The 20,020-nt window shown below is 63.4% G+C and carries 19 protein-coding genes; all 19 read right to left on the reverse strand.

Annotated elements, in window-relative coordinates; all coding sequences use genetic code 11:
• Nucleotides 1-12: 12 nt before the first annotated feature.
• The 19 genes from HNP00_RS04750 to HNP00_RS04840 all read right to left on the reverse strand — a co-directional run bounded on the left by HNP00_RS04750 (nucleotide 13) and on the right by HNP00_RS04840 (nucleotide 19,869).
• On the reverse strand, nucleotides 13-969 hold the full coding sequence (locus HNP00_RS04750) for a Ppx/GppA phosphatase family protein (RefSeq protein ID WP_184736470.1): 957 nt from the start codon (nucleotides 967-969) through the stop codon (nucleotides 13-15).
• Nucleotides 966-1,685: a DUF501 domain-containing protein gene (locus HNP00_RS04755; RefSeq protein ID WP_184736472.1), complete on the reverse strand. Its 720-nt coding sequence runs from the start codon at nucleotides 1,683-1,685 to the stop codon at nucleotides 966-968. Before HNP00_RS04755 ends, HNP00_RS04750 begins: the two co-directional genes overlap by 4 nt.
• A 56-nt stretch (nucleotides 1,686-1,741) precedes the next feature.
• A complete protein-coding gene (locus HNP00_RS04760; protein WP_184736474.1) occupies nucleotides 1,742-2,473 on the reverse strand; it encodes a septum formation initiator family protein in 732 nt (243 codons plus the stop codon).
• 174 nt (nucleotides 2,474-2,647) lie between these two features.
• Nucleotides 2,648-3,928 carry a phosphopyruvate hydratase gene (gene eno / locus HNP00_RS04765; protein ID WP_184736476.1) on the reverse strand — a complete coding sequence of 427 codons (1,281 nt, stop codon included), beginning with the start codon at nucleotides 3,926-3,928 and terminating at the stop codon, nucleotides 2,648-2,650.
• A 120-nt stretch (nucleotides 3,929-4,048) separates the two neighbouring features.
• The gene (locus HNP00_RS04770; RefSeq protein ID WP_184736478.1) at nucleotides 4,049-4,660 is read right to left on the reverse strand and encodes a MazG nucleotide pyrophosphohydrolase domain-containing protein; all 612 of its coding nucleotides are present in this window, start codon (nucleotides 4,658-4,660) and stop codon (nucleotides 4,049-4,051) included.
• 133 nt (nucleotides 4,661-4,793) lie between these two features.
• Nucleotides 4,794-5,948 (reverse strand): adenosine deaminase, encoded by a 1,155-nt coding sequence (locus HNP00_RS04775; protein ID WP_184736480.1) that lies wholly within the window; start codon nucleotides 5,946-5,948, stop codon nucleotides 4,794-4,796.
• Between the two features lie 28 nt (nucleotides 5,949-5,976).
• The gene (locus HNP00_RS04780; RefSeq protein WP_184736749.1) at nucleotides 5,977-6,666 is read right to left on the reverse strand and encodes a DedA family protein; all 690 of its coding nucleotides are present in this window, start codon (nucleotides 6,664-6,666) and stop codon (nucleotides 5,977-5,979) included.
• A 250-nt stretch (nucleotides 6,667-6,916) separates the two neighbouring features.
• Nucleotides 6,917-7,609 (reverse strand): DedA family protein, encoded by a 693-nt coding sequence (locus HNP00_RS04785; protein ID WP_184736482.1) that lies wholly within the window; start codon nucleotides 7,607-7,609, stop codon nucleotides 6,917-6,919.
• Between the two features lie 65 nt (nucleotides 7,610-7,674).
• Nucleotides 7,675-8,985: a thymidine phosphorylase gene (locus tag HNP00_RS04790; RefSeq protein ID WP_184736484.1), complete on the reverse strand. Its 1,311-nt coding sequence runs from the start codon at nucleotides 8,983-8,985 to the stop codon at nucleotides 7,675-7,677.
• Complete coding sequence (locus HNP00_RS04795; RefSeq protein WP_395893780.1) at nucleotides 8,982-9,395, reverse strand: cytidine deaminase; 414 nt, start codon at nucleotides 9,393-9,395, stop codon at nucleotides 8,982-8,984. Before HNP00_RS04795 ends, HNP00_RS04790 begins: the two co-directional genes overlap by 4 nt.
• Nucleotides 9,396-9,397: 2 nt before the next feature.
• Nucleotides 9,398-10,909, reverse strand: coding sequence for an ABC transporter permease (locus HNP00_RS04800; RefSeq protein WP_260404759.1), 1,512 nt, complete (start codon nucleotides 10,907-10,909; stop codon nucleotides 9,398-9,400).
• Nucleotides 10,906-12,279 (reverse strand): ABC transporter permease, encoded by a 1,374-nt coding sequence (locus HNP00_RS04805; RefSeq protein WP_395893781.1) that lies wholly within the window; start codon nucleotides 12,277-12,279, stop codon nucleotides 10,906-10,908. The genes HNP00_RS04800 and HNP00_RS04805 overlap by 4 nt, the downstream gene beginning before the upstream one ends.
• A complete protein-coding gene (locus HNP00_RS04810) occupies nucleotides 12,272-13,822 on the reverse strand; it encodes an ABC transporter ATP-binding protein (protein WP_184736488.1) in 1,551 nt (516 codons plus the stop codon). Before HNP00_RS04810 ends, HNP00_RS04805 begins: the two co-directional genes overlap by 8 nt.
• 164 nt (nucleotides 13,823-13,986) lie before the next feature.
• Nucleotides 13,987-15,093: a BMP family protein gene (locus tag HNP00_RS04815; protein ID WP_184736490.1), complete on the reverse strand. Its 1,107-nt coding sequence runs from the start codon at nucleotides 15,091-15,093 to the stop codon at nucleotides 13,987-13,989.
• 297 nt (nucleotides 15,094-15,390) lie between these two features.
• On the reverse strand, nucleotides 15,391-16,410 hold the full coding sequence (locus HNP00_RS04820) for an NADP-dependent oxidoreductase (RefSeq protein ID WP_184736492.1): 1,020 nt from the start codon (nucleotides 16,408-16,410) through the stop codon (nucleotides 15,391-15,393).
• The gene (locus HNP00_RS04825) at nucleotides 16,407-16,838 is read right to left on the reverse strand and encodes an organic hydroperoxide resistance protein (RefSeq protein WP_184736494.1); all 432 of its coding nucleotides are present in this window, start codon (nucleotides 16,836-16,838) and stop codon (nucleotides 16,407-16,409) included. The genes HNP00_RS04820 and HNP00_RS04825 overlap by 4 nt, the downstream gene beginning before the upstream one ends.
• 31 nt (nucleotides 16,839-16,869) lie before the next feature.
• A complete protein-coding gene (locus HNP00_RS04830) occupies nucleotides 16,870-17,304 on the reverse strand; it encodes a MarR family winged helix-turn-helix transcriptional regulator (protein ID WP_184736496.1) in 435 nt (144 codons plus the stop codon).
• A 153-nt stretch (nucleotides 17,305-17,457) separates the two neighbouring features.
• Entirely contained in the window at nucleotides 17,458-18,657 is a 1,200-nt protein-coding gene (locus HNP00_RS04835; RefSeq protein ID WP_184736498.1) for an amidohydrolase, read from the reverse strand.
• 78 nt (nucleotides 18,658-18,735) lie between these two features.
• The gene (locus HNP00_RS04840) at nucleotides 18,736-19,869 is read right to left on the reverse strand and encodes a mannose-1-phosphate guanylyltransferase (protein ID WP_184736500.1); all 1,134 of its coding nucleotides are present in this window, start codon (nucleotides 19,867-19,869) and stop codon (nucleotides 18,736-18,738) included.
• Nucleotides 19,870-20,020 lie beyond the last annotated feature (151 nt).

A 20,020-nucleotide genomic window follows, 5' to 3' on the forward strand; every position in this document is an offset into this window, starting at 1 on the left:
GAATACCCATTCTTAACGAATACTCAGAATACTCAGCGCGATGCCGTCAAGGATGTCATGCTCGCTGGAGGTGGCCGCGGTAATGGAGCCGCCTCCGATCTCGGCCAGACGCTGAAGTATGCGGCGCCATACCAGGGCTCCGGCTCCTATGACGTCGACGCGCCCGGGGTGCATGTAGGGCAGCCGGGCGCGCTCTTCGCGGCTCATTTCCAGCAGGCTCGTGGCGGCGTCGCTGATGGTCCCCAGATCCAGGCTGACGCCGTGGATCCGTGCGGGGTCGTACTCGCTCAAGCCCAGGGCATGTGCTGTGATGGTGGTGATGGAACCCGCAACGCCCACGACGGCGGTGGCCCGGCCTAACGGGACAGTGCGGGCTACGAGGTCAATGGCCGCGTCGACGTCGGCTTCTGCGGCGGCGATCTGCTCCGGCGTCGGAGGGTCGTTGCGGAGGTGCCGTTCGGTCAGGCGCACGCAGCCGATGTCGACGGATTTGGCGGCAATGACGCCGTCGGAGTCTCCGAGGACGAACTCGGTGCTTCCGCCGCCGAGATCCACCACGAGAACCGGGGCCTTGCCGCGCGAAGGAAGCACGCTGCTTGCCCCAGCGAACGACAGAGCGGCTTCTTCGTCGCCGGAGATGACCTCGGGTTCGACACCCAGCAGGTTCCGGATCCCGTCGACGAAGACGTCCCGGTTACGCGCATCACGGCTCGCGGACGTCGCCACGAAGCGGACACTCCCGGCGCCATGATGGCGGATCAGTTCGGCGTAATCGCCAGTTGCCGCGAAGGTGCGTTCGAGAGCCTCCGGGGCAAGTTCACCGGTGGAATCCACTCCTTGGCCGAGGCGGACCACGCGCATCTCACGGACAACATCGCGCAAGACAGACCCCGTATTGTCACCGCTGGCGTCCGCGATGAGGAGGCGAATCGAGTTGGTGCCACAATCGATAGCGGCGACGCGGCTCATGCGTCGTGCTCCCCTGCATGCGGCCCGCCGGAAGGTACATCTGTTGTTTGGGAGGACGTCGATTTGCGAACAGGTGCAGGACGGCCCACGATGTCCGGAAGACCCTGCGGTCCGTGGCGGCTGAGGTCCTTGGTCGGGGCCTCCCCGGCGCTGTCCCAAGCGCCGTCGCAGTAGCAGCGGTCCGCGGTCCACCATTCGCTGATCGCTTCAATGGCCTCGTCGCCGAGCGGATTGACTCCAGGCCCGGCCGCCAGGGAGTGGCCAACCAAGACGTGGAGGCACTTGACACGCGTGGGCATGCCACCGGCCGAGACCCCCGCGATCTCGGGAACTTCGCCGGTACCGGCACGTCCGGCGATTTCGTCACGCGCCTGGAGATAGGCCTCGTGGGCGCTCCGATATGCTGCCGCCAAGGGCTCGTCGGCCGTGAGCCGTTCGTTCATCTCATTCATCAGCCCGCCGGCCTCCAGCCGCGACACGGCGGCGGTAATGACGGGATGCGTCAGGTAGAACGTCGTGGGAAACGGGGTGCCATTGCTCAGGCGCGGAGCGGTTGCGGCGACGAGGGGGTTGCCGCACACGCAGCGTGCCGGGATTTCGACGACGTCGCGAACGGGTCGGCCGAGCTGGCGGCTGAGGATTTCTAGGTCATGTGCTGATGGCTTGCGGGGCTCCTGCGATGCAGGTGCCAAGTTATCTTCCACTGGCGCTGCCATCCTTCCTGCCCTGTTTGGCCATGCCTATGAGGGCACGACGGCGGCGGGCGCCGCGTCTAGTCTGTTGCCGAGCGTCTGATGGATTCCCACAGCCCATCCACCCACGGCAGATTGGTAGGGCTTCCGGAAGCTCCTGAGCCGGTGCGTCCAGCCGGAGTACCGGCGGGGACATCGCCACCGAACACCCAGTAGCCTGCTTCACCCGGCATAACCATGTTAATGCGGTCGCGGGCTTGTTGTTTCACGTAGTTGGGGTCCTGCCAGCGGGTGATCTGCTTCTTGAGGCCCACTTGCTCCGCCTGCTTGCTCGCGATGTCTGCCTCCAGGGCGGAGATTTCCGCTCGTTTCTCGAGGAAGATCTTGACCGTGGGCGCAAGCATGATCGTGATCGCGACCATCACCACGGCGAGTGCCAGCATGCGCCCGGAGAACGCCTTGGCGGGCACGGGGCCGGCCGCTTTGTCCTTACCGGGGTGGGCGGAGTCCGCACCGGATGCCTTGGTGGACGCCGTGCCGGTGTTTCCAGCCCGGCCCTGCGCCGGACGTCCCGACTTCGTCGCCGCAGAAGCAGAATTCGAGGCAGATTGGGCCTTGCTGTGGGCGCCGCCTTCGGGCCTGGCGGTGGACGACGTCTTTGGCCCTGCGTGGGCTTGGGGCTCCTGCTGTGCAGGCGTTGCCTTGCGGGACTCGCCGAAGTCGGCACGGATGACGTGGCCGCCGTCGGGGTTCTTTTGGGGCGACCGCCCCAGGGCGTCTGCCCGGGGGACCTTGGGACGGCGGGTGGCCATGACACTCCTGTAATGCCTGGTATTTGCCTGGCGGGTTGCTGCGCTTCGTGTGCCTCATGAAGCCTGCGGTCTTGCCGAAGTGCGCTCGCATTTCGAAACGCCGGAATTTCGTTAAACAGAACCGGTGGCTACGGTCTTTCCACCATAGCCACCGGTCAGCAGTTTCAGCGGATACTAGCCCTTGAAACGCGGGAAAGCGCTGCGGCCGGCGTAGCGTGCGGCGTCGTCGAGTTCTTCTTCGATGCGCAGCAGCTGGTTGTACTTGGCGACGCGCTCTGAGCGGGCCGGGGCACCGGTCTTGATCTGGCCCGCGTTGGTGGCAACGGCGATGTCAGCAATGGTGGTGTCCTCGGTTTCGCCGGAGCGGTGCGAGGTGATGGTGGTGTAGCCGGAGCGCTGGGCCAGGGAAACGGCGTCCAGTGTTTCGGTCAGGGAACCGATCTGGTTGACCTTGACGAGCAGGGAGTTGGCCGTAGCGGCGTCGATGCCCTGCTGCAGGCGGATCGGGTTGGTGACGAAGAGGTCGTCGCCAACCAGTTGGACCTTGTCGCCGATGGCGTCGGTGAGGGTCTTCCAGCCTTCCCAGTCGTTTTCGTCCAGCGGGTCCTCGATGGAGACCAGCGGGTAGTCGGCAACGAGTTCGGCGTAGTAGGCGCTCATCTCGGTGGCTGAGAGTGCCTTGCCTTCGAACTGGTAGGCGCCGTCCTTGTAAAACTCGGAGGAGGCGACGTCCAGTGCGAGGGCGATGTCCTTGCCCGGCGTGTAACCGGCGTTCTTGATGGCTTCCTGGATCAGGTCCAGTGCGGCGCGGTTGGACGGGAGGTTCGGAGCGAAGCCGCCTTCGTCGCCGAGGCCGGTGGAGAGGCCCTTGGCCTGCAGGACCGACTTGAGGTTGTGGTAGACCTCAACACCCCAGCGCAGGCCTTCGGAAAAGGTCTCGGCGCCGATCGGGGCGATCATGAATTCCTGGATGTCGACGTCGGAGTCGGCGTGGGAGCCACCGTTGAGGATGTTCATCAGCGGGACGGGAAGGACGTGGGCGTTCGGGCCGCCCAGGTACTTGTACAGGGGCAGGTCCGCGGAAGCGGCGGCTGCGTTGGCCACGGCGAGGGAAACGCCGAGGATGGCGTTGGCGCCGAGCTTGCCCTTGTTCGGGGTGCCGTCGAGGTCGATCATGGCCTGGTCGATGCTGCGCTGGTCCGTCGCGTCGAAGCCAATGAGGGCCGGGGCGATTTCGTCGATGACCGCGTCAACGGCCTTCTGGACGCCCTTGCCGAGGTAACGGCCCTTGTCGCCGTCGCGCAGTTCAACGGCTTCGTGCTCGCCGGTGGACGCACCGGAGGGAACTGCAGCGCGGCCGATCTGGCCATCGGAAAGCAGAACTTCAACTTCTACTGTCGGGTTTCCGCGGGAATCAAGGATCTCGCGGGCGTGGATGGCATCGATAAGCGCCATGGACTGCTCCTTATGGTGAAGCGATTTACTGGGAATCTAGAGGGAAATTCTCGACGTCCTCGTCCCCACTAGCCTAGTCGAGACCGGCCAACGTTACGGAACAGCGTCGGACCCCTCACGTTATGTGGCTTCGCCCTCGCGTCCCTGGTAGCGCCGGACAGCTGCGCGCAAGGCCCGTTCGGCGTCGAAACCCTTCTCCTTCGAACCTGCGACGACGGCAAGCAGCAAGTCTCCAAGTGCGGCTTCGGAGTCGGGAACCTCCGCTGCCACAATGGAGCGGCCAACGCTTTCGGGGCTGCCCGAACGCGCCGCGCGTTCGGCACGGTCAAGGGATTTCTGCGCCAAAGCGAGGGCAGGAAGATGGGGTGGGATGCCTTCGAAAGGATCCGAGCGCGCAGGCTTTTCCGCCTTCTTCACGACATCCCACGTTTCGACGATCTCCTCCACTGTGGCCGGGAAGGAATCCTGCAAGGAACCGTCAGGCTTGAAGACGTGCGGATTGCGCCGCACCATCTTCTCGGTGATGGTGCGGGCGACGTCGTCGAACGTGAACCGTCCTTGCTCCTCGGCGAGCCGGGCGTGCAGCACCACTTGAAGCAGCACGTCGCCCAGCTCGCCGCGGAGTTCGTCGGAAGTATCGGAACCGGACACACCGGCCTCGATCGAGTCGACCACCTCGTACGCTTCCTCGATCAGGTACTCGACCAAGGATTCGTGGGTCAGCGCCCCCATCCACGGACAGTGCTCGCGCAAAGAGGCAATCGTCCCCAGCAGCTCCCCAACCTCGCAAGCTCGGCCGGGGACCCCTGCTGCCGTGGGCCCTCTGAGCGGCCCGACTGGATTTCCGGCACCGCCAGGAGTCTCGTTAGGCAAGGTTGGCGTAGGCGTCGTTGATGTACTCCACCAACGCTTCTTTTTCGTCCAGCGGCAGGAACGACGACTCGGCCGCGTTGAGGGTCAGTTCCAGGAGATCGTCGAGATCGTAGTCGAAGGTCTCCACGAGAAGCTCGAACTCGTCGGTCAGCGTGACACCGCTCATGAGCCGGTTATCAGTGTTGATGGTGACGTTGAAGCCCAACTGGTAGAGCATGTCCAACGGGTGGTTCTCGATCCCTTCGCCGAAGTTCGCAATCGCTCCGGTCTGCAGGTTGGACGAAGGACAGATCTCCAGCGCAATCCCGCGATCGCGGACCCAGCCAGCCACCTCACCCAAGGTGACCATGCCAACGGTGTCCTCGACGTCGTCGTCGGCTTCCTCGCTCTCGGCATCCTCGTATTCAACGGTGATGTCCTCTGCGATGCGTACGCCGTGGCCCAAGCGCAGGGCGCGTCCGTCCACCAGGGCGGACTGGATGCTCTCCAGGCCTGCTGCTTCGCCGGCGTGCACGGTAGCCGGGAAGTTGTGCTCGGCCAAGTAGGTGAAGGCGTCCTTGAAACGGGAAGGCAGGAAGCCGTCTTCGGCCCCGGCGATGTCGAAACCGACAGCGCCGTTGTAGCGGTGGCGCACGGCGAGCTCGGCGATTTCCTGGCCGCGGTCAGCGTGGCGCATCGCCGTGATGAGCTGGCCCACCTGGATCTGGCGGCCGGACTCCTCAACAGCGTCCACGCCGGCGTCGAGCCCTTCCTGGACGGCGTCCACAACCTCGTCCAAAGTGAGGCCCTTTTGGAGGTGTTGCTCAGGTGCCCAACGGATCTCGCCGTACACGACGCCATCGTCGGCCAGGTCCTCAACGAACTCCTTGGCGACGCGCGCCAAGCCTTCCTTGGTCTGCATGACCGCAATCGTGTGGTCGAAGGTTTCCAGATAACGGACCAGCGAACCGGAGTCGGCAGACTCTCGGAACCACTGGCCGAGCGCTACGGGATCCGTGGAAGGCAAGGTGTGGCCAACGGCCTCCGCCAGCTCGATGATGGTGGCAGGGCGCAGTCCCCCGTCCAAATGGTCGTGAAGGGAAACCTTCGGGAGGCTCTTCAGGTCGAAGTCAAGGGCAGGGGCAGCATCAACAATGGGCTCAGTCACCCCCCAACTCTAGGGGGCCGGAAGAAGCTTAGCCAGCAGGGTGTGAGCGCTCGACGCCGGCAGTCGCGTTAACTGCGGTGCCTGCATCTGCTGCGGCTGCTTCCGCGGAAGCAGCGTCCTTCTTCTCTGTGTCCTTCTTCTCAAGGTGCTTGTGCCACCAACGCAGGGAGTGGTCCACAATAACGCCGAGCACCACCGCGAATGCCACGGCAATCCCCACGCCGAGGAGCGGGTTGTTGTGCACCCAGTGGCCCGCCAGCGATCCAATGCCAATCGAATAGCCCACCCAGGTGAAGCAGGCGAACGCATCCAGCCAGAAGAAGGTCTTGTGGCGGAACCCGGTTTGTCCAGCGACGTAGTTCACGGCCACACGGCCCCACGGGATATACCGGGCGGTGAAGATGAGCACGGCACCGCGCTTGTCCAGTTCGTAGTGCGCCCAGGCGAACATCTTCTGGACCTTCGGCTTGCGCATCCACTTCCAGCGGTCCAAGCCGATCTTGCGGCCCAGCATGTAAGCCATGTTGTCGCCGGCCATGGCCCCGATGAGGGCGGTAGAGCCGAGGAGCCACAGATTGGGTTCACCGCGGTGCATTGCCAAGGCCGAGAGCCCTACAATGGCGGTTTCACTCGGAAGGATCGTGGCAAAGCCGTCGATGAAAAAGAAAACCAGGAGCACTGGGTAGATCCACGGCTGCCCGGCGGCATGCTCGAGCATGTGGTTCATGAATTCCACGCAGGCATTGCTCCTCAAGGAAAGTCACACGGTCGCGTGACATAGATCGCTATCCAGTGTCCCACGGCCGGAGCGTCGTTCGCTACGCCCGGCCGGAGACGAACACAATTTAAGGCTAACCTGCAAGTCACAAGGAAGCATCCGCCCACGGGAGGATCTTCCGGTGCCGAGCGCAAGTACCCAGGGAGGAGGCGACGCGATCCTGACGGGGGTCGTGGCCAGGCAATCCTGGCTAAGGAACGGGTTCCTCTTCCGCCTCTCCGGCATCTTCGGCCGCTTCGGCCACTTCGGCCGCCTTGTCAGCTTCGCCCCCATCGACCGCGTCCAGTGGGACGGAGCCGCGGACTGTGCTGATGACCCGGTCCACGATGATTCCGAGGATGACTGCCGCGACGATCGCGATGATCGCCCCAAGCAAATGGTTGTGTTCGAACCACTGGCCGAAGAACAAGCCGATGGCCACCGAATAGCCGGCCCACAGAACGGCAGACATGGCCGTCAGTGCCACGAACATCCCGTGCGAGAAGTGCGTGGCTCCGGCAGTGAGGTTCACCGCCACACGACCGATGGGGATGAACCGAGCCACCATGATCAGTGACGCGGCCCGGCGTCGAAGTTCCCGTCCAGCCCAACGGAAGGCGCCCTGCATCCTCTGGGAACGCATCCACCGCCAGCGGCGAACACCTATTTGGCGGCCGATCAAGTAGGCGATGTTGTCGCCCGTGAAAGCCCCCAGCGCACCCACCAAAATCAGGAGCCATGCATTGGGCACTCCCGCAGTCGCGCAGACGGCCGCGAGTCCAACCACCACCGATTCACTGGGAATGGGTGGAAAGAAGCCGTCGATCACGCAGCAAGCAAAGACCAGAAGCAATACCCAGGGCTGCCCGGCTGCGGCGAGGATGAAGTCGTTGATTGCCTGCACGGTCTTCCTAACGAATGGCCGGGAGGATAGTCTCCCGGGCGTCCGAAACGGCCCGGGAGACCAGCCTAGGAGATCCGGTCGATGATGAGCCGCTGCGCAGGCCGCGAGCCCTCGGGGGCGATAAGCACGGCCCCCTCCAGGGCTTCCTTCGCCCTTTCGAATTTCTCGGGGGTATCAGTCAGCAGGGTCATCAGCGGCTCCCCCGCACGCACCAAGGCGCCCGGTTTGGCGTGCATGCGCACCCCTGCACCGGCCTGGACGATGTCTTCCTTCCGGGCACGTCCGGCGCCGAGGCGCCACGCAGCCACACCCACTGACAATGCGTCGAGCTCCACCAGGACGCCGTCGGCCGGGGCCGGGATGACCTCCGATTCCTTGGCTACTGGCAAGGCCGCGCGCGGATCGCCCCCTTGGGCCTCGATCATGCGGTTCCAGACGTCCATCGCTCGGCCGTCCTTGAGCGCGGCCCGGGGGTCGGCGTCGTGCACTCCGGCACAGGCCAGCATCTCTTCAGCGAGCCTGACGGTCAGTTCGACGACGTCTTCCGGACCGCCGCCTGCAAGCACTTCCACCGATTCCTCCACCTCGATGGCATTTCCCGCGGTCAAGCCCAGTGGAGTACCCATGTTGGTCAGGAGGGCCACGGTGTTGACGCCGGCATCCTTGCCCAGTGCCACCATGGTTTCGGCCAGCTCGCGGGCGCGGGCCTCGTCCTTCATGAACGCCCCCGAGCCCACCTTCACGTCAAGCACCAGGGATCCCGTGCCCTCGGCGATCTTCTTGCTCATAATGGACGAGGCAATCAGCGGGATGGCTTCCACCGTGCCCGTCACGTCCCGGAGGGCGTAGAGCTTCTTGTCTGCCGGAGCCAATCCGGTGCCGGCTGCGCAAATGACCGCTCCAACGTCCTGCAATTGGGCCAGGATTTCTGCATTGCTCAGGTTCGCCCGCCAGCCGGGAATCGCTTCGAGCTTGTCCAGGGTCCCGCCAGTGTGGCCCAGCCCCCTGCCGGAAAGCTGGGGAACCGCCACTCCGAAGACCGCCACCAATGGCGCCAGGGGAAGGGTGATCTTATCCCCGACTCCCCCTGTGGAGTGCTTGTCCGTGGTGGCCTTCATGCCGCCGTCGGGACGCCGAAGGCTGGAGAAGTCCATTCGCTCGCCCGAGGCAATCATCGCCTCGGTCCAGCGCGAGATCTCGGCACGGTCCATTCCATTGAGCAGGATGGCCATGTTCAGGGCCGCCATCTGCTCGTCGGCAATGACACCGCGGGTGTAAGCATCGATGGTCCAGTCGATCTGTTCCGGGCTCAGGGTGCCCTTGTCCCGCTTGATGCTGATGATCTGAACGGCATCAAACGCTTCAGTCTGTGTCACCGGTTCTCCTCCAGGTTGTCGGGACCGAAGGCATCGGGCAGCACTTGGTCCATGGTCTTGATGCCCTGTGTTGTCATGAGCTGCATGCCGGGTGCCCGGAATTCATACAGCAATTGTCTGCAGCGGCCGCACGGCATGAGAATGTTCCCCTTCGCGTCCACGCAGTAGAATGCCCGCAGTCTGCCGCCTCCACCCATGTGGAGGTCACCCACCAGGGCGCACTCAGCACACAGTGTGAGGCCGTAGCTGGCGTTCTCCACGTTGCAGCCGCTGACGATCCGTCCGTCCTCGGTGAGGGCGGCGGCCCCCACCGGGAACTTCGAATACGGAGCGTAAGCCTTACCCATGGCGGTGACCGCAGCGGCTTCGAGGGCCGCCCAGTCCACCCCTCCGGTATCCGTGGCCGCCACGGTCAACCCTTGACGTACGGTATGCCGCTTGCCGCCGGCGGCCGGGACCTTCCCACCAACCCAGCGACCGCGAAGACCGTCAAGGCATACGGAAGCATGGCCATGAACTGGCTCGGCACGGGCGATCCGATGATGGTGATGACGCTCTGAAGGTTGTCCGCGAAGCCGAACAACAATGCGGCCAGGAACGCGCCGATCGGGTTCCAACGTCCGAAGATCAACGCCGCCAACGCGATGTACCCGCGGCCTCCGGACATGTCCTTGCTGAACGCATCCACGGAAACCAGCGTGAAGAATGAGCCGCCAATACCCGCGATAGCGCCGCCCATGAGCACATTCCAAAAACGGGTCCGGTTGACGTTGATGCCCACGGTGTCGGCCGCCTGCGGGTGCTCGCCGACGGCCCTCACACGGAGCCCCCACTTCGTGTGGAAAAGGCCGAGGTAAACCACGATCACGGCGACGTACATCAAATAGCCCACCAGGGACTGGTGGAACAGGATGGGGCCGATGATGGGGATATCGGACAGGAAGGGGATATCCACCGGAGGCAGGCGGCCGGGCTTGTTGAGGCCCTCCGGGTCCGCCGTCAGCAGGGTCGAGAACAGGAAGCTCGTCAATCCACTGATGAGGACGTTGAGGACGACGCCCACGATGATCTGGTTGACGAGGTACTTGATGCTGACCACAGCCAGGACCAGGGAAACAAGCGACCCGGCCACTGCCGCAGCGACCAGTCCGGCGTAGACGTTGTGCGTCACCGTAGCAACAACGGCCGCTGAAAACGCTCCCAAAAGGAGCTGTCCTTCAATGGCGATGTTGACCACGCCGACGCGTTCGCACAGGACCCCGGACAGGGATCCGAAGACCAGCGGCACGGCCAAGGTGACGGATCCTGCGATCAGTCCAGCGAGGGAGATGGAAGGCTCATCGCCATTTCCGCCAGCCACGATCCAGACCATGAACCCGATGAGGAACACTGCGGCAAAGGTACCGCCCACCCAGCGGGGCGTGGCCTTCTTCGCCTGGGTGAGGTACACCGTGTAGCCGGCCAGGCCCAGGAGAATCACCGCAGCGATCCAGCCGATGGCCGCCGATGGAAGCGTGATCTTGGAAACCTTTGCCACTCCGAGCGCGGCCAAGCCGAGCACCACAACCGCGGCGACGGTGGCTGGGGGCAGCCAGCCCGGTAGTTGGCCCGAACCCGATGCGGGGCCCGAACGACGGCGGACGAACCACAGGTATCCGAGCCAGGCCGAAAGAAGAAGTGCCAGGACCAAAGTGACCCACGCAGCCACGTTGGAGGCCGCTTCATTCGCCGCCTCGGCTATGCCAAAGCCTGCAGATTTCGAATTGGACATGAATCCGAACAGCACGGTTCCGAGGATTGCTAGCAGGGACAGCCCGATTCCGGCTTTCCAGCTCACCAGTTCGCTGACGCCCGGCTTTCCGGAGCGATCAGGAGCGTTGCCGGCGGGCGTGCCACTACCGGGCTGCGTTGTTGTGGTGCTCATGCTGTTGCCGCTCCGCTCTCGATTTTTCCGGAGGGGATCGTTCCGGAGCCGGGCCCTCCCGGGGCCTTCTTCTTTTTCCGGGGATTCAGTCCGAAGATCGCGCGCACCAGTGGGGGTGCCGCAATGAAGAGGACGATCAGGGACTGGATGACCAAAACGATGTCGATCGGGGTCTGGGTCTGTGCCTGCATCGCGACGCCCCCCGCCCGGAACGCACCGAACAGGAGACCGGCGAAGAAGGTTCCCCACGGCGTCGAACGGCCCAACAGCGCGACGGTGATGGCATCGAATCCGATGGAAGCCGCGACGCCTCCCGAAAGGTACTTCTCCGTCCCTGACACCTGCGCGATGCCAGCGAGGCCTGCAAGCGCACCCGCAATCGCCATGACCAGGATCACGGCCCGCGGAACGTTGATTCCAGCGGTGCGTGCCGCGCTCTGGTTGGCGCCCACGGCCCGGAATTCAAAGCCAAGCGTGGAGCGGTTCAGGAGCCACCAGACGAAGGCGGTCGCCACCACGGCCAGGAGGAAGCCGGCGTGGAGCCTGAACTGCGGACCGAGCAACTCCGGAAACAGCGCCGACTGGTCCAGGAAGGGCGAGATCGGGTTGGTCGAGCCCTTGCGCTGGAAAGCCGGAGTGGTCAGGAGGAAAAGGAGCAGGAAATTGGCGATGTAGTTCAGCATGATGGTCACGATGACCTCATGCGCCCCGGTCCGCGCCTTGAGGAGACCGACGACGGCGCCCCACACCGCGCCGCCGACGAGTCCGGCAACGATGACCACCAGGAGGTGGACCAGGAACGGCAAGTGCCACGTGAAGCCAACGTAGGCCCCGAACAGGGCACCAAAGATGATTTGGCCTTGCGCGCCGATGTTGAACAGTCCCGCACGGAAGGCCAATGCCACGCCGAGCCCTGCGCAAATCAGGGGCGTGGACACCGTCAGAGTTTCAGTGATCGGGTACAGCTGGGCTGCGGCGTCGGCCCCGGCCCAGTTGAAGAGCGAGCCCTGGACCAGGGCGACGTACGGCCTGAAGACCTCGGTGAGCATGTCCCCCGGCTGCGCGAAGAAATATCCTGCCGTTTCTGCCACTTTGGGGTTGGTCACGGCCATCAGGATTCCGCCGAGCACAATCGCGAGGAGCACTGACAACACCGATACCATGGCGTTTCCGCTCACGATCTGCCGGAAGACTGAACCACCGGCGGCGTGCGGGATCTGGCCGCCTTGGCTGGTAGCCGGAACTGCTGACGGGGCCATCGCACCGTCAGCAGTGTCCAGCGCGACATCCAGGACGACCTCGTCAGCCAGAGTTTCTGGAAGCACCGGGTTGACCTCTTGTTTGTGTCGAGGGGTGTTGGACTCAGACATGTGTTCCTCCCTCGAGGGTTTTGTGCGCAGTCAGTTCTGCCTCGTGTTCCGGAACGCCTGCCATCATCAAGCCCAACACGTCGCGGGAGGTACCGGCGGGAACAATCCCGACGAGCCTCCCACGGTAGAGAACGGCAATCCTGTCAGCGAGCTCAAGCACTTCATCGAGTTCCGTGGAGACGATCATCACCGGGGTTCCGTTGTCCCGTTCGGCAATGACCCGTTTGTGCACGAACTCGATGGAGCCGACGTCGAGGCCTCGGGTGGGCTGTGATGCGATGAAGAGCCTCAATGGCCTGGACAACTCCCTCGCCAGCACCACCTTTTGCTGGTTTCCGCCGGAGAGCGTGCCTACGGCGACGTTGATCGACGGCGTCCGCACATCGAACTCTTCGACCTTTTTCTCCGCGTGGGAAGCAATCAAGGCCGGTTTCATGCCGATGCCTTGGGCGAAGGGCGGCTTGTCGTAAAGGTCCAGGATCATGTTCTCGGAAATGGAGAACGTTCCAACCAGACCGTCGATCTTGCGGTCTTCGGGGACGAACCCGACGCCGGCGGATAGGACCTGCTTGACGCTCCTGCCGAGCAGTTCGACGTCGTCAAGGGTGATGGACCCGGTGACGTGGGGCTGGACACCGAGGATGGCTTCCGTGAGCTCGGTCTGGCCGTTGCCTTGGACACCGGCAATGGCAAGCACTTCGCCCTTGGCGATGTCGAAACTCAGCCCGTCCACGACGTGCTGGCCGTTGTGGTCAACAACGGTGAGGTCCCGGACCTTGAAGGTCGCCTCCCCCGGCTGGGCGGGCTTTTTTTCCAGGGTCAGGCTGACTGCCCGCCCAACCATCGCCGAGGCGAGTTCCGTTGGTGACGCCGAGGGGTCAGCTTGACCGACCACTTTCCCCCGCCGGATCACGGTGATGGTGTCCGAAATTTCCTTGACCTCACGCAGTTTGTGCGAAATGAAGACAATGGACTTTCCGGCAGCCTTGAGCTGTCTGATGATGTCAAGGAGCTCATCGGTTTCCTGCGGAGTAAGAACGGCAGTCGGTTCATCGAGAATCAGGACTTCGGCGTCGCGCACCAATGCTTTGATGATCTCGACCCGCTGCTGCACCCCCACGGGAAGGTCTTCCACGAGCGCATCGGGGTCGACGTGAAATCCATATTGCTTGGAAATCTCGGAGATCTTGCGGCGGGTTTCATCCAAGTTCAGGAAACCGGCGGCTTTGGTGGCTTCATTTCCCAGGGCTACATTTTCGGCCACGGTGAAAACGGGAATCAGCATGAAGTGCTGGTGGACCATGCCGATGCCTGCCGCCATGGCGTCGCCGGGACCCTTGAAGATGACCGGCGTGCCGTCAACGAGGATTTCGCCCTCGCTGGGATCGTAGAGTCCGTAAAGGACATTCATCAGGGTGGATTTGCCGGCACCGTTTTCGCCCAAAAGGCAATGGACTTGGCCGGGTTCAACCACGAGATCGATGTGGTCATTGGCTACGAGGGATCCGAAGCGCTTCGTGATCCCTTTCAGTTCGAGTTTCAAAACTCCAACCCATCTATAAAGGATGGCTCCTCGTCATCACCGTGCTCCCAGCATAGTGCTCGGCCAAGGAGTGTCGAAGAGCAAAATTGAAGGCAACGCAGAACGCGCTGCCCTTCTGCCAAAACTCGGCTGAAGGGCAGCGCGACGCGGTTTAGCCTGGAATATTACTTGGGGCTGGACTTTGATTCGACCTTCACTGCGCCGGAGATGATGTCCTTCTTCAGCTGGTCAAGATCGCTCTTCATATCCGCCGGCACTGCGGAGTCGAGATCGTGGAACGGGGCAAGCGCCACGCCTCCGTTGTCAAGTGTGCCAACGTAAGGGCTGGGGTCGAACTTGCCGTCCTTGTCGGCCTTGATGACCGTTTGGACAGCGGTGGCCATGGTCTTCTGGACCGAGGTCAGGATCACCGACTTGTAGGCGGGTGCGGTCAGGTAGCCGTCCGAGTCGACCCAGATCAGCTTTGCGTCCGTGCCCTTTGCCTTGGCGTCAACGATCGCACTGCCTGCGCCCGCGCCCACCGGACCAGCGACGGGAAGGACGACGTCGGCGCCCTGGTCCAGGAATCCCTGGGTGAGGACCTTGCCCTTGTCGACCTGCTTGAAGTCGCCGACGAACGTGCCGTCCTGCTTGTCCTTGTCCCAGCCAAGCAGCTGGACAGACTTGCCCTTCTTCTGGTTGTAGTACTTCACGCCGTCAGAGAAGCCGTCCATGAAGATGCTCACGGTGGGGATGTTGAGGCCACCGAAGGTCGCAACCTTGCCTGTCTTGGAGGTACCTGCGGCCAGGTAGCCGGCGAGGAATGCGGCTTGGGCCGTGTCATAGACAATCGGCTTGACGTTCTTCGGGAAGGTGGGGTCCGAGTAGTCGATGATGGCGAAGTGGCTGTTCGGGTTTGCCGTGGCAATGTTCTTCGTGGCATCGCCCAGGAGGAAGCCGACCGTAACCGTCAGCTTGCAGCCCTGTTGGACCATGGAACGGAGGTTGGGGTCGTAGTCCGTGTCGGCCTTGGACTGGACATGCTTCTCCTGGATGGCAAGATCCTTCGCCGCTGCCTGAAGACCCTCATAGCCTGACTGGTTGAACGACTTGTCGTCGAAACCACCGGAGTCGGACACCATGCATGCGGTGTAGTCGGATTTCGTGGCGCTGCCCGAGCTCGACGCAGACGGTGCGCTACCGCAGCCTGCCAGCAAAAGAGCAGCGGCGCCCGCAGTTGCGACGCCTGCAAATGAACCGCGCTTTAGGGTGGCACGCAGTGATTGCTTCAATTTTCCTCCAGGAAGAAAGTGATTGATGCTACGACAGTTGGTCAATGAGTGTCCGTTTCGAAAACTCGAGGCTGAAATTCTGTTTTCACTGATGCTTCGCAGCACTGCGCCTGGGGCGCACTGATGGCACAACTTTAGTGGGATGAAACACACCCCGGTAACACAAAAGCCCAACAACCCGAAGATTGTTGAGCTTTTGTTACCAAGCAGTAGTGGAACTCCCAGCGAACCGTCCTAGGATATCCGCCCGCCGCGGCCGGTGCTCGGTGCGGGATGGTACTCGGTGCAGGATCGTACTCAGTGCAGGCGGACCAGCATCTTGCCGGTGTTCGCCCCATCCAGGAGATCAATGAAGGCCTGCGGCGCGTTTTCCAGCCCGTCAACGATCGTCTCGTCGTAGCGGACCGTCCCATCGGCCAGCCATCCGGCCATCTTCCCGGCGAACTCGGCGGCGTGCTGGCGCTGCCCGCCTACCAGGAAGCCGCGAAGGGTCAATTGCTTTCCAATGGCGACGGCCAGGTTGCGCGGAGCAGCTGTGGGCTCCGTGGAGTTGTACTGCGAGATGGCGCCGCACATCGCCACGCGCCCGCCCACCGTGAGGACCGAGAGGGCGGCCTCAAGGTGTTCGCCGCCCACGTTGTCAAAGTAGACGTCGATGCCACGCTCCCCCGCTGCCTCACGGAGTTGCTTCACCACCGGACCGTCGTGGTAATCGAAGGCGGCGTCGAAGCCGAGTTCGAGCAGGCGCGCCACCTTCTCGGGGGAACCTGCGCTGCCAATCACTTTGGAGGCCCCCATAGCCTTGGCGACCTGGCCCACGATCGAGCCGACGGCGCCCGCGGCACCGGAAACGAAGACGACGTCTCCGGCCTTGAACTCAGCCACCTTGAGCAGCCCGGCATATGCCGTCAGGCCTGTCATGCCGAGCGCACCGAGGAATGCCGATGACGGCGCCAACCCGGCCGGGACCGGTGTCGTACGTGCGGCGTCTACCACGGAGAACTCGCGCCACCCGAGCTGGTGCACGACGACGTCGCCCACCTTGTGCGCGTCGGAACGGGACGCGATCACCTCACCCACCGCACCGCCGTCGAGCGCTGCATCGAGACGGAAAGGTGCCGAATAGGACTTCGCGTCGTTCATGCGGCCGCGCATGTAGGGGTCAACGGACATGAACTCGTTGCGGACCAGGATCTGGCCGTCCTGCAGCTCCGGCAGATTGGTCTCGGCCAAGCGGAAGTTCTCCTGGACCGGGCGCCCCTGCGGGCGGGATGCAAGCTGGATTTCGCGCGTGCGCTTGGGAAGTACGGCGCTCATGCGGCCACCTCCACAAGCTTGATGTCGACGGCGATGTTGCCGCGGGTCGCGTTGGAGTACGGGCAGATCTGGTGGGCCTTGGCCACGAGCTGCTCGGCGGTTTCCCGGTCGAGGGCCGGCAGGGCGATCTCAAGCTCGGCGGCGAGTCCATATCCTTCGCTGCCCTCCAGGGCGCCGAAGTGGATCTTGGCGGCGACCGCGGAATCACTGAGATCCACCCGGGCCTTGCGTCCCACCAGCCGCAGTGCCGAGTGGAAGCACGCCGCGTAACCGGCGGCGAAAAGCTGCTCAGGGTTGGTTCCCTGGCCGTTTCCGCCCAGTTCCACCGGGCTGGCGAGTGCTACGTCCAGCTTCCCGTCGTTGGTGCGTGCGTTGCCGTCACGGCCTTCGCCGGAGGCAAGCGCCTCGGCTGTGTACAAAGTCTTCACTGTGGTTCCTTTTCTTCGGATGGATGGACGATCAGATGGCTGAATGGAGGGCGGCGGTAAGCCGGCCCAAGGTGTCGTGAAGCTGCGCAAGTTCGGCGGCGCTCAACCCCGCGGCGTCGGCGAGTCGCTGTGGGACGGCCCCCGCCCGGGCACTGAGGGCACGACCTGAGTCAGTCAGGTGGATTTCGACGCGCCGCTCATCTTCGGCCGAACGCCGGCGCTCCACCAGGCCCAAGGCTTCAAGCCTCTTGAGCAGAGGCGACAGGGTTCCCGAGTCGAGTCCCAGCTCAGTACCCAGTTCCCGGACGCTTCGCGGCTCGTTTTCCCAGAGAACCAGCATCACGAGGTACTGCGGATACGTCAGCCCAAGCTCATCCAGCACCGGCCTGTAGACCGCCGTGGCCGCCTTCGATGCTGAGTAGAGGGCGAAACAGACTTGGTGGTTGAGACGGGGAGCTTCACTCATAGCCCTAACGATAGCTCACAATTAGATTGTGCACAACTCAATTGGAGCCGCGACGCCCGCTCACAAACAAGCCCAAAAGACAGGATCCTCCTGCAAATGATCTGCAGGAGGATCCCAGGGCTTTCGACCAAAAGTGAGCGAGCGACCGCCGTCTTAGAGGTCCCGGATGGTGCGCAATGCGGCGGCGGCCAGGACTTGGATCGCAAAGCCGAGGGCACGTTCGTCCACGATGAAGTCACCGCGGTGGAGATCGTATTCTTCACCGCCAGGCGTGTGGGTTCCGAGTCGCATCATGGCGCCGGGCAGGTCCGCCAGGAACCAGGCGAAGTCTTCACCGCCCATGGACTGCGGCGTCAGGACGACGGCGTGCTCGCCGAGTTCGGCCCGGGCAGCGGCTTCGATGAGGGCGGTCTCGTGTTCCGAGTTGACCACGGGAGGGACGCCCCGCGTGTGCTCAAGGTGGACGTCGACCCCGTACGGCGCGGCAACTTGCTGGACAACGTCATCCAACAGCTCCCCCGCGCTGTGCCATGCATCGCGGTCCAGGCAGCGCATGGTGCCGGCCATGTAACCGTTGGCAGGGATGGCGTTGGGCGCCGAACCTGCCGTGATCTGGCCCCACACCACCGAGACACCGCTACGGACATCCACGCGACGGGACAGGACGGCCGGGACGTTGATAGCGATCTGGGCCAGCGCGAAGACCAAGTCCTCCGTCAAATGGGGCCGGGAAGTGTGGCCGCCGCGCCCGGTCAATTCGATCTTGATGGTGTCCGAGGCCGAGGTGATGGCCCCGATGCGCGTGCCGATCTGGCCAACATTGATGCGCGGATCGCAGTGCAGCGCCAGAATCCGCGGGACTCCCTGGAGGACGCCCTGCTCGATGCAGGACAACGCACCGCCGGGCATGGTTTCCTCCGCCGGTTGGAAGATGATGCGTACCGTGCCGCCCAGCGGCGATTCCTGGTGAATGGCGTGCAGCACCAGGGCAATCCCGAGCATGCTGGTGGTGTGGACGTCATGCCCGCAGGCGTGGGTCACGCCGTGGTTCTTCGAAGCGAACGGAAGCCCGGTCTCCTCGATGATGGGGAGGGCATCGATATCGCCGCGCAGCGCCGTGGCGATGGGTCCTTCGCCGACGTCGACCGTCACCCCCGAGCCTTCCAGGCGGCGAGGGTTCAGTCCGGCCGCCTCGAGCCGCTCAACGAGTTTGTCCGTGGTGCGGAATTCCTTGAAGGAAAGTTCCGGATGCGCATGGAGATCCCGCCGGAATTCAATGAGTTCCGGCAGGAGATCGTCAAGCCACGGCCTCACCACGGGGGTCGGCTGGGTTTCTGTAGTGAAATTGCGCACTCCACAACTCTAGCCATCCGTGCCCTTCGAATAACGAAAGGGGTCTCTTGGTTACGGACCGTGCCTCAGGCTCGCGAGCTAGAGGACGTCAGTGTCCCCGCTTGCCTTGAGCGCGTCCACCGCTCCCTTGACCCGCTGAGCATGCTCCTTGGTGGTGACAAGCAAGGCGTCAGGGGTGTCCACGATCACGACGTCCTTGATGCCGATGAGCGCGATCACACGCTTGGTGTCGGAGACAACCACGCCGCTGGCGTTCTCGGTGAAGACACGCGCGCCTTCGCCGAGGACCGTCACTTCGTCGACGTCGCCGGCATTGTTGAGGCGGCCGATCGCGGCAAAGTCTCCGACGTCGTCCCATCGGAAGGTACCAGGCACGACGGCGACATCCCCCGCCGCTGCGGCGGGTTCCGCCACCGCATAGTCAATGGCGATCTTGGGCAGCGTGGGCCACACCCGGGCCGTCACTTCATCGCGCTCCGGAGTGTCCCAGGCTTCCGCAATTTCCTGCAAGCCCGCAAACAGGACCGGCTGGTTTGCTTCGAGGTGCTTGAGCATGAGTGCCACAGGGGCGACGAACATGCCGGCATTCCAGACATAGTCGCCGGTCTCGAGGTACTTCTTGGCGATGTCCTCGCTCGGCTTTTCGACGAACTCGACCACTGCATGCGCGTTCGGCGCGTTATCCACATTGAGCAAGTCGCCGGTGCGGATGTAACCGAAACCGGTTGAGGGATGCGTGGGCTTGATGCCGATGGTCACGATCTTCCCAGCAGCGGCGGTGTGGATAGCCTCGCGGACAGTCTCTTGGAAGAGGTTGTCCGGGCTGATGACGTGGTCAGCCGCGAAGGAACCCATGATGGTGTCCGGGTTGCGGCGGTGCAGGATGGCAGCCGCGAGGCCGATGGCCGCCCCCGAGTCTTTCGGTTCGCTTTCGAGCACCAGCTCGTCGTCGCCCACTTCGGGAAGCTGGCGGCAGACAGCAGCACGGTGCGCAACGCCCGTGACCACCAGGACGCGATTGCCGGCCAACGGTTCCAGGCGATCATACGTAGCCCGCAGGAGGGTGCTTCCCGAACCCGTGAGGTCGTGCAGAAATTTGGGCGCGGCCGCACGCGAAAGCGGCCATAGGCGCGTGCCCACTCCGCCGGCCGGAATGACCGCATGGAAGTGGCGCAATGGCGATTCAGTGCTTGCAGCGTTGTCTGTACTCACCGCAATACCTTATCGGACACCCGAGCAAGTCCCACTTTGTGGTCTTCGTCTCACCGTCGCCGCGAAAAGACCGGAATTCAGGCGAACACCCGCAACCTGATTACAAGAAGGGGCGCCTAAATTGAATAAGCTGTGAGCGAAGCCTAGATTT

Origin of the sequence: Arthrobacter sp. AZCC_0090, from assembly GCF_014207375.1 — a bacterium.
Classification (GTDB): Bacteria; Actinomycetota; Actinomycetes; order Actinomycetales; family Micrococcaceae; genus Arthrobacter.

Coding starts and splice junctions, on each gene's coding strand:
- HNP00_RS04800 (WP_260404759.1), bottom strand. CDS start 10,909: ATGAGCACCACAACAACGCAGCCCGGTAGTGGCACGCCCGCCGGCAAC.
- HNP00_RS04830 (WP_184736496.1), bottom strand. CDS start 17,304: ATGAGTGAAGCTCCCCGTCTCAACCACCAAGTCTGTTTCGCCCTCTAC.
- HNP00_RS04750 (WP_184736470.1), bottom strand. CDS start 969: ATGAGCCGCGTCGCCGCTATCGATTGTGGCACCAACTCGATTCGCCTC.
- HNP00_RS04820 (WP_184736492.1), bottom strand. CDS start 16,410: ATGAGCGCCGTACTTCCCAAGCGCACGCGCGAAATCCAGCTTGCATCC.
- HNP00_RS04805 (WP_395893781.1), bottom strand. CDS start 12,279: ATGTCTGAGTCCAACACCCCTCGACACAAACAAGAGGTCAACCCGGTG.
- HNP00_RS04760 (WP_184736474.1), bottom strand. CDS start 2,473: ATGGCCACCCGCCGTCCCAAGGTCCCCCGGGCAGACGCCCTGGGGCGG.
- HNP00_RS04755 (WP_184736472.1), bottom strand. CDS start 1,685: ATGGCAGCGCCAGTGGAAGATAACTTGGCACCTGCATCGCAGGAGCCC.
- HNP00_RS04770 (WP_184736478.1), bottom strand. CDS start 4,660: ATGGGGGCGCTGACCCACGAATCCTTGGTCGAGTACCTGATCGAGGAA.
- HNP00_RS04780 (WP_184736749.1), bottom strand. CDS start 6,666: ATGCTCGAGCATGCCGCCGGGCAGCCGTGGATCTACCCAGTGCTCCTG.
- eno (WP_184736476.1), bottom strand. CDS start 3,928: ATGGCGCTTATCGATGCCATCCACGCCCGCGAGATCCTTGATTCCCGC.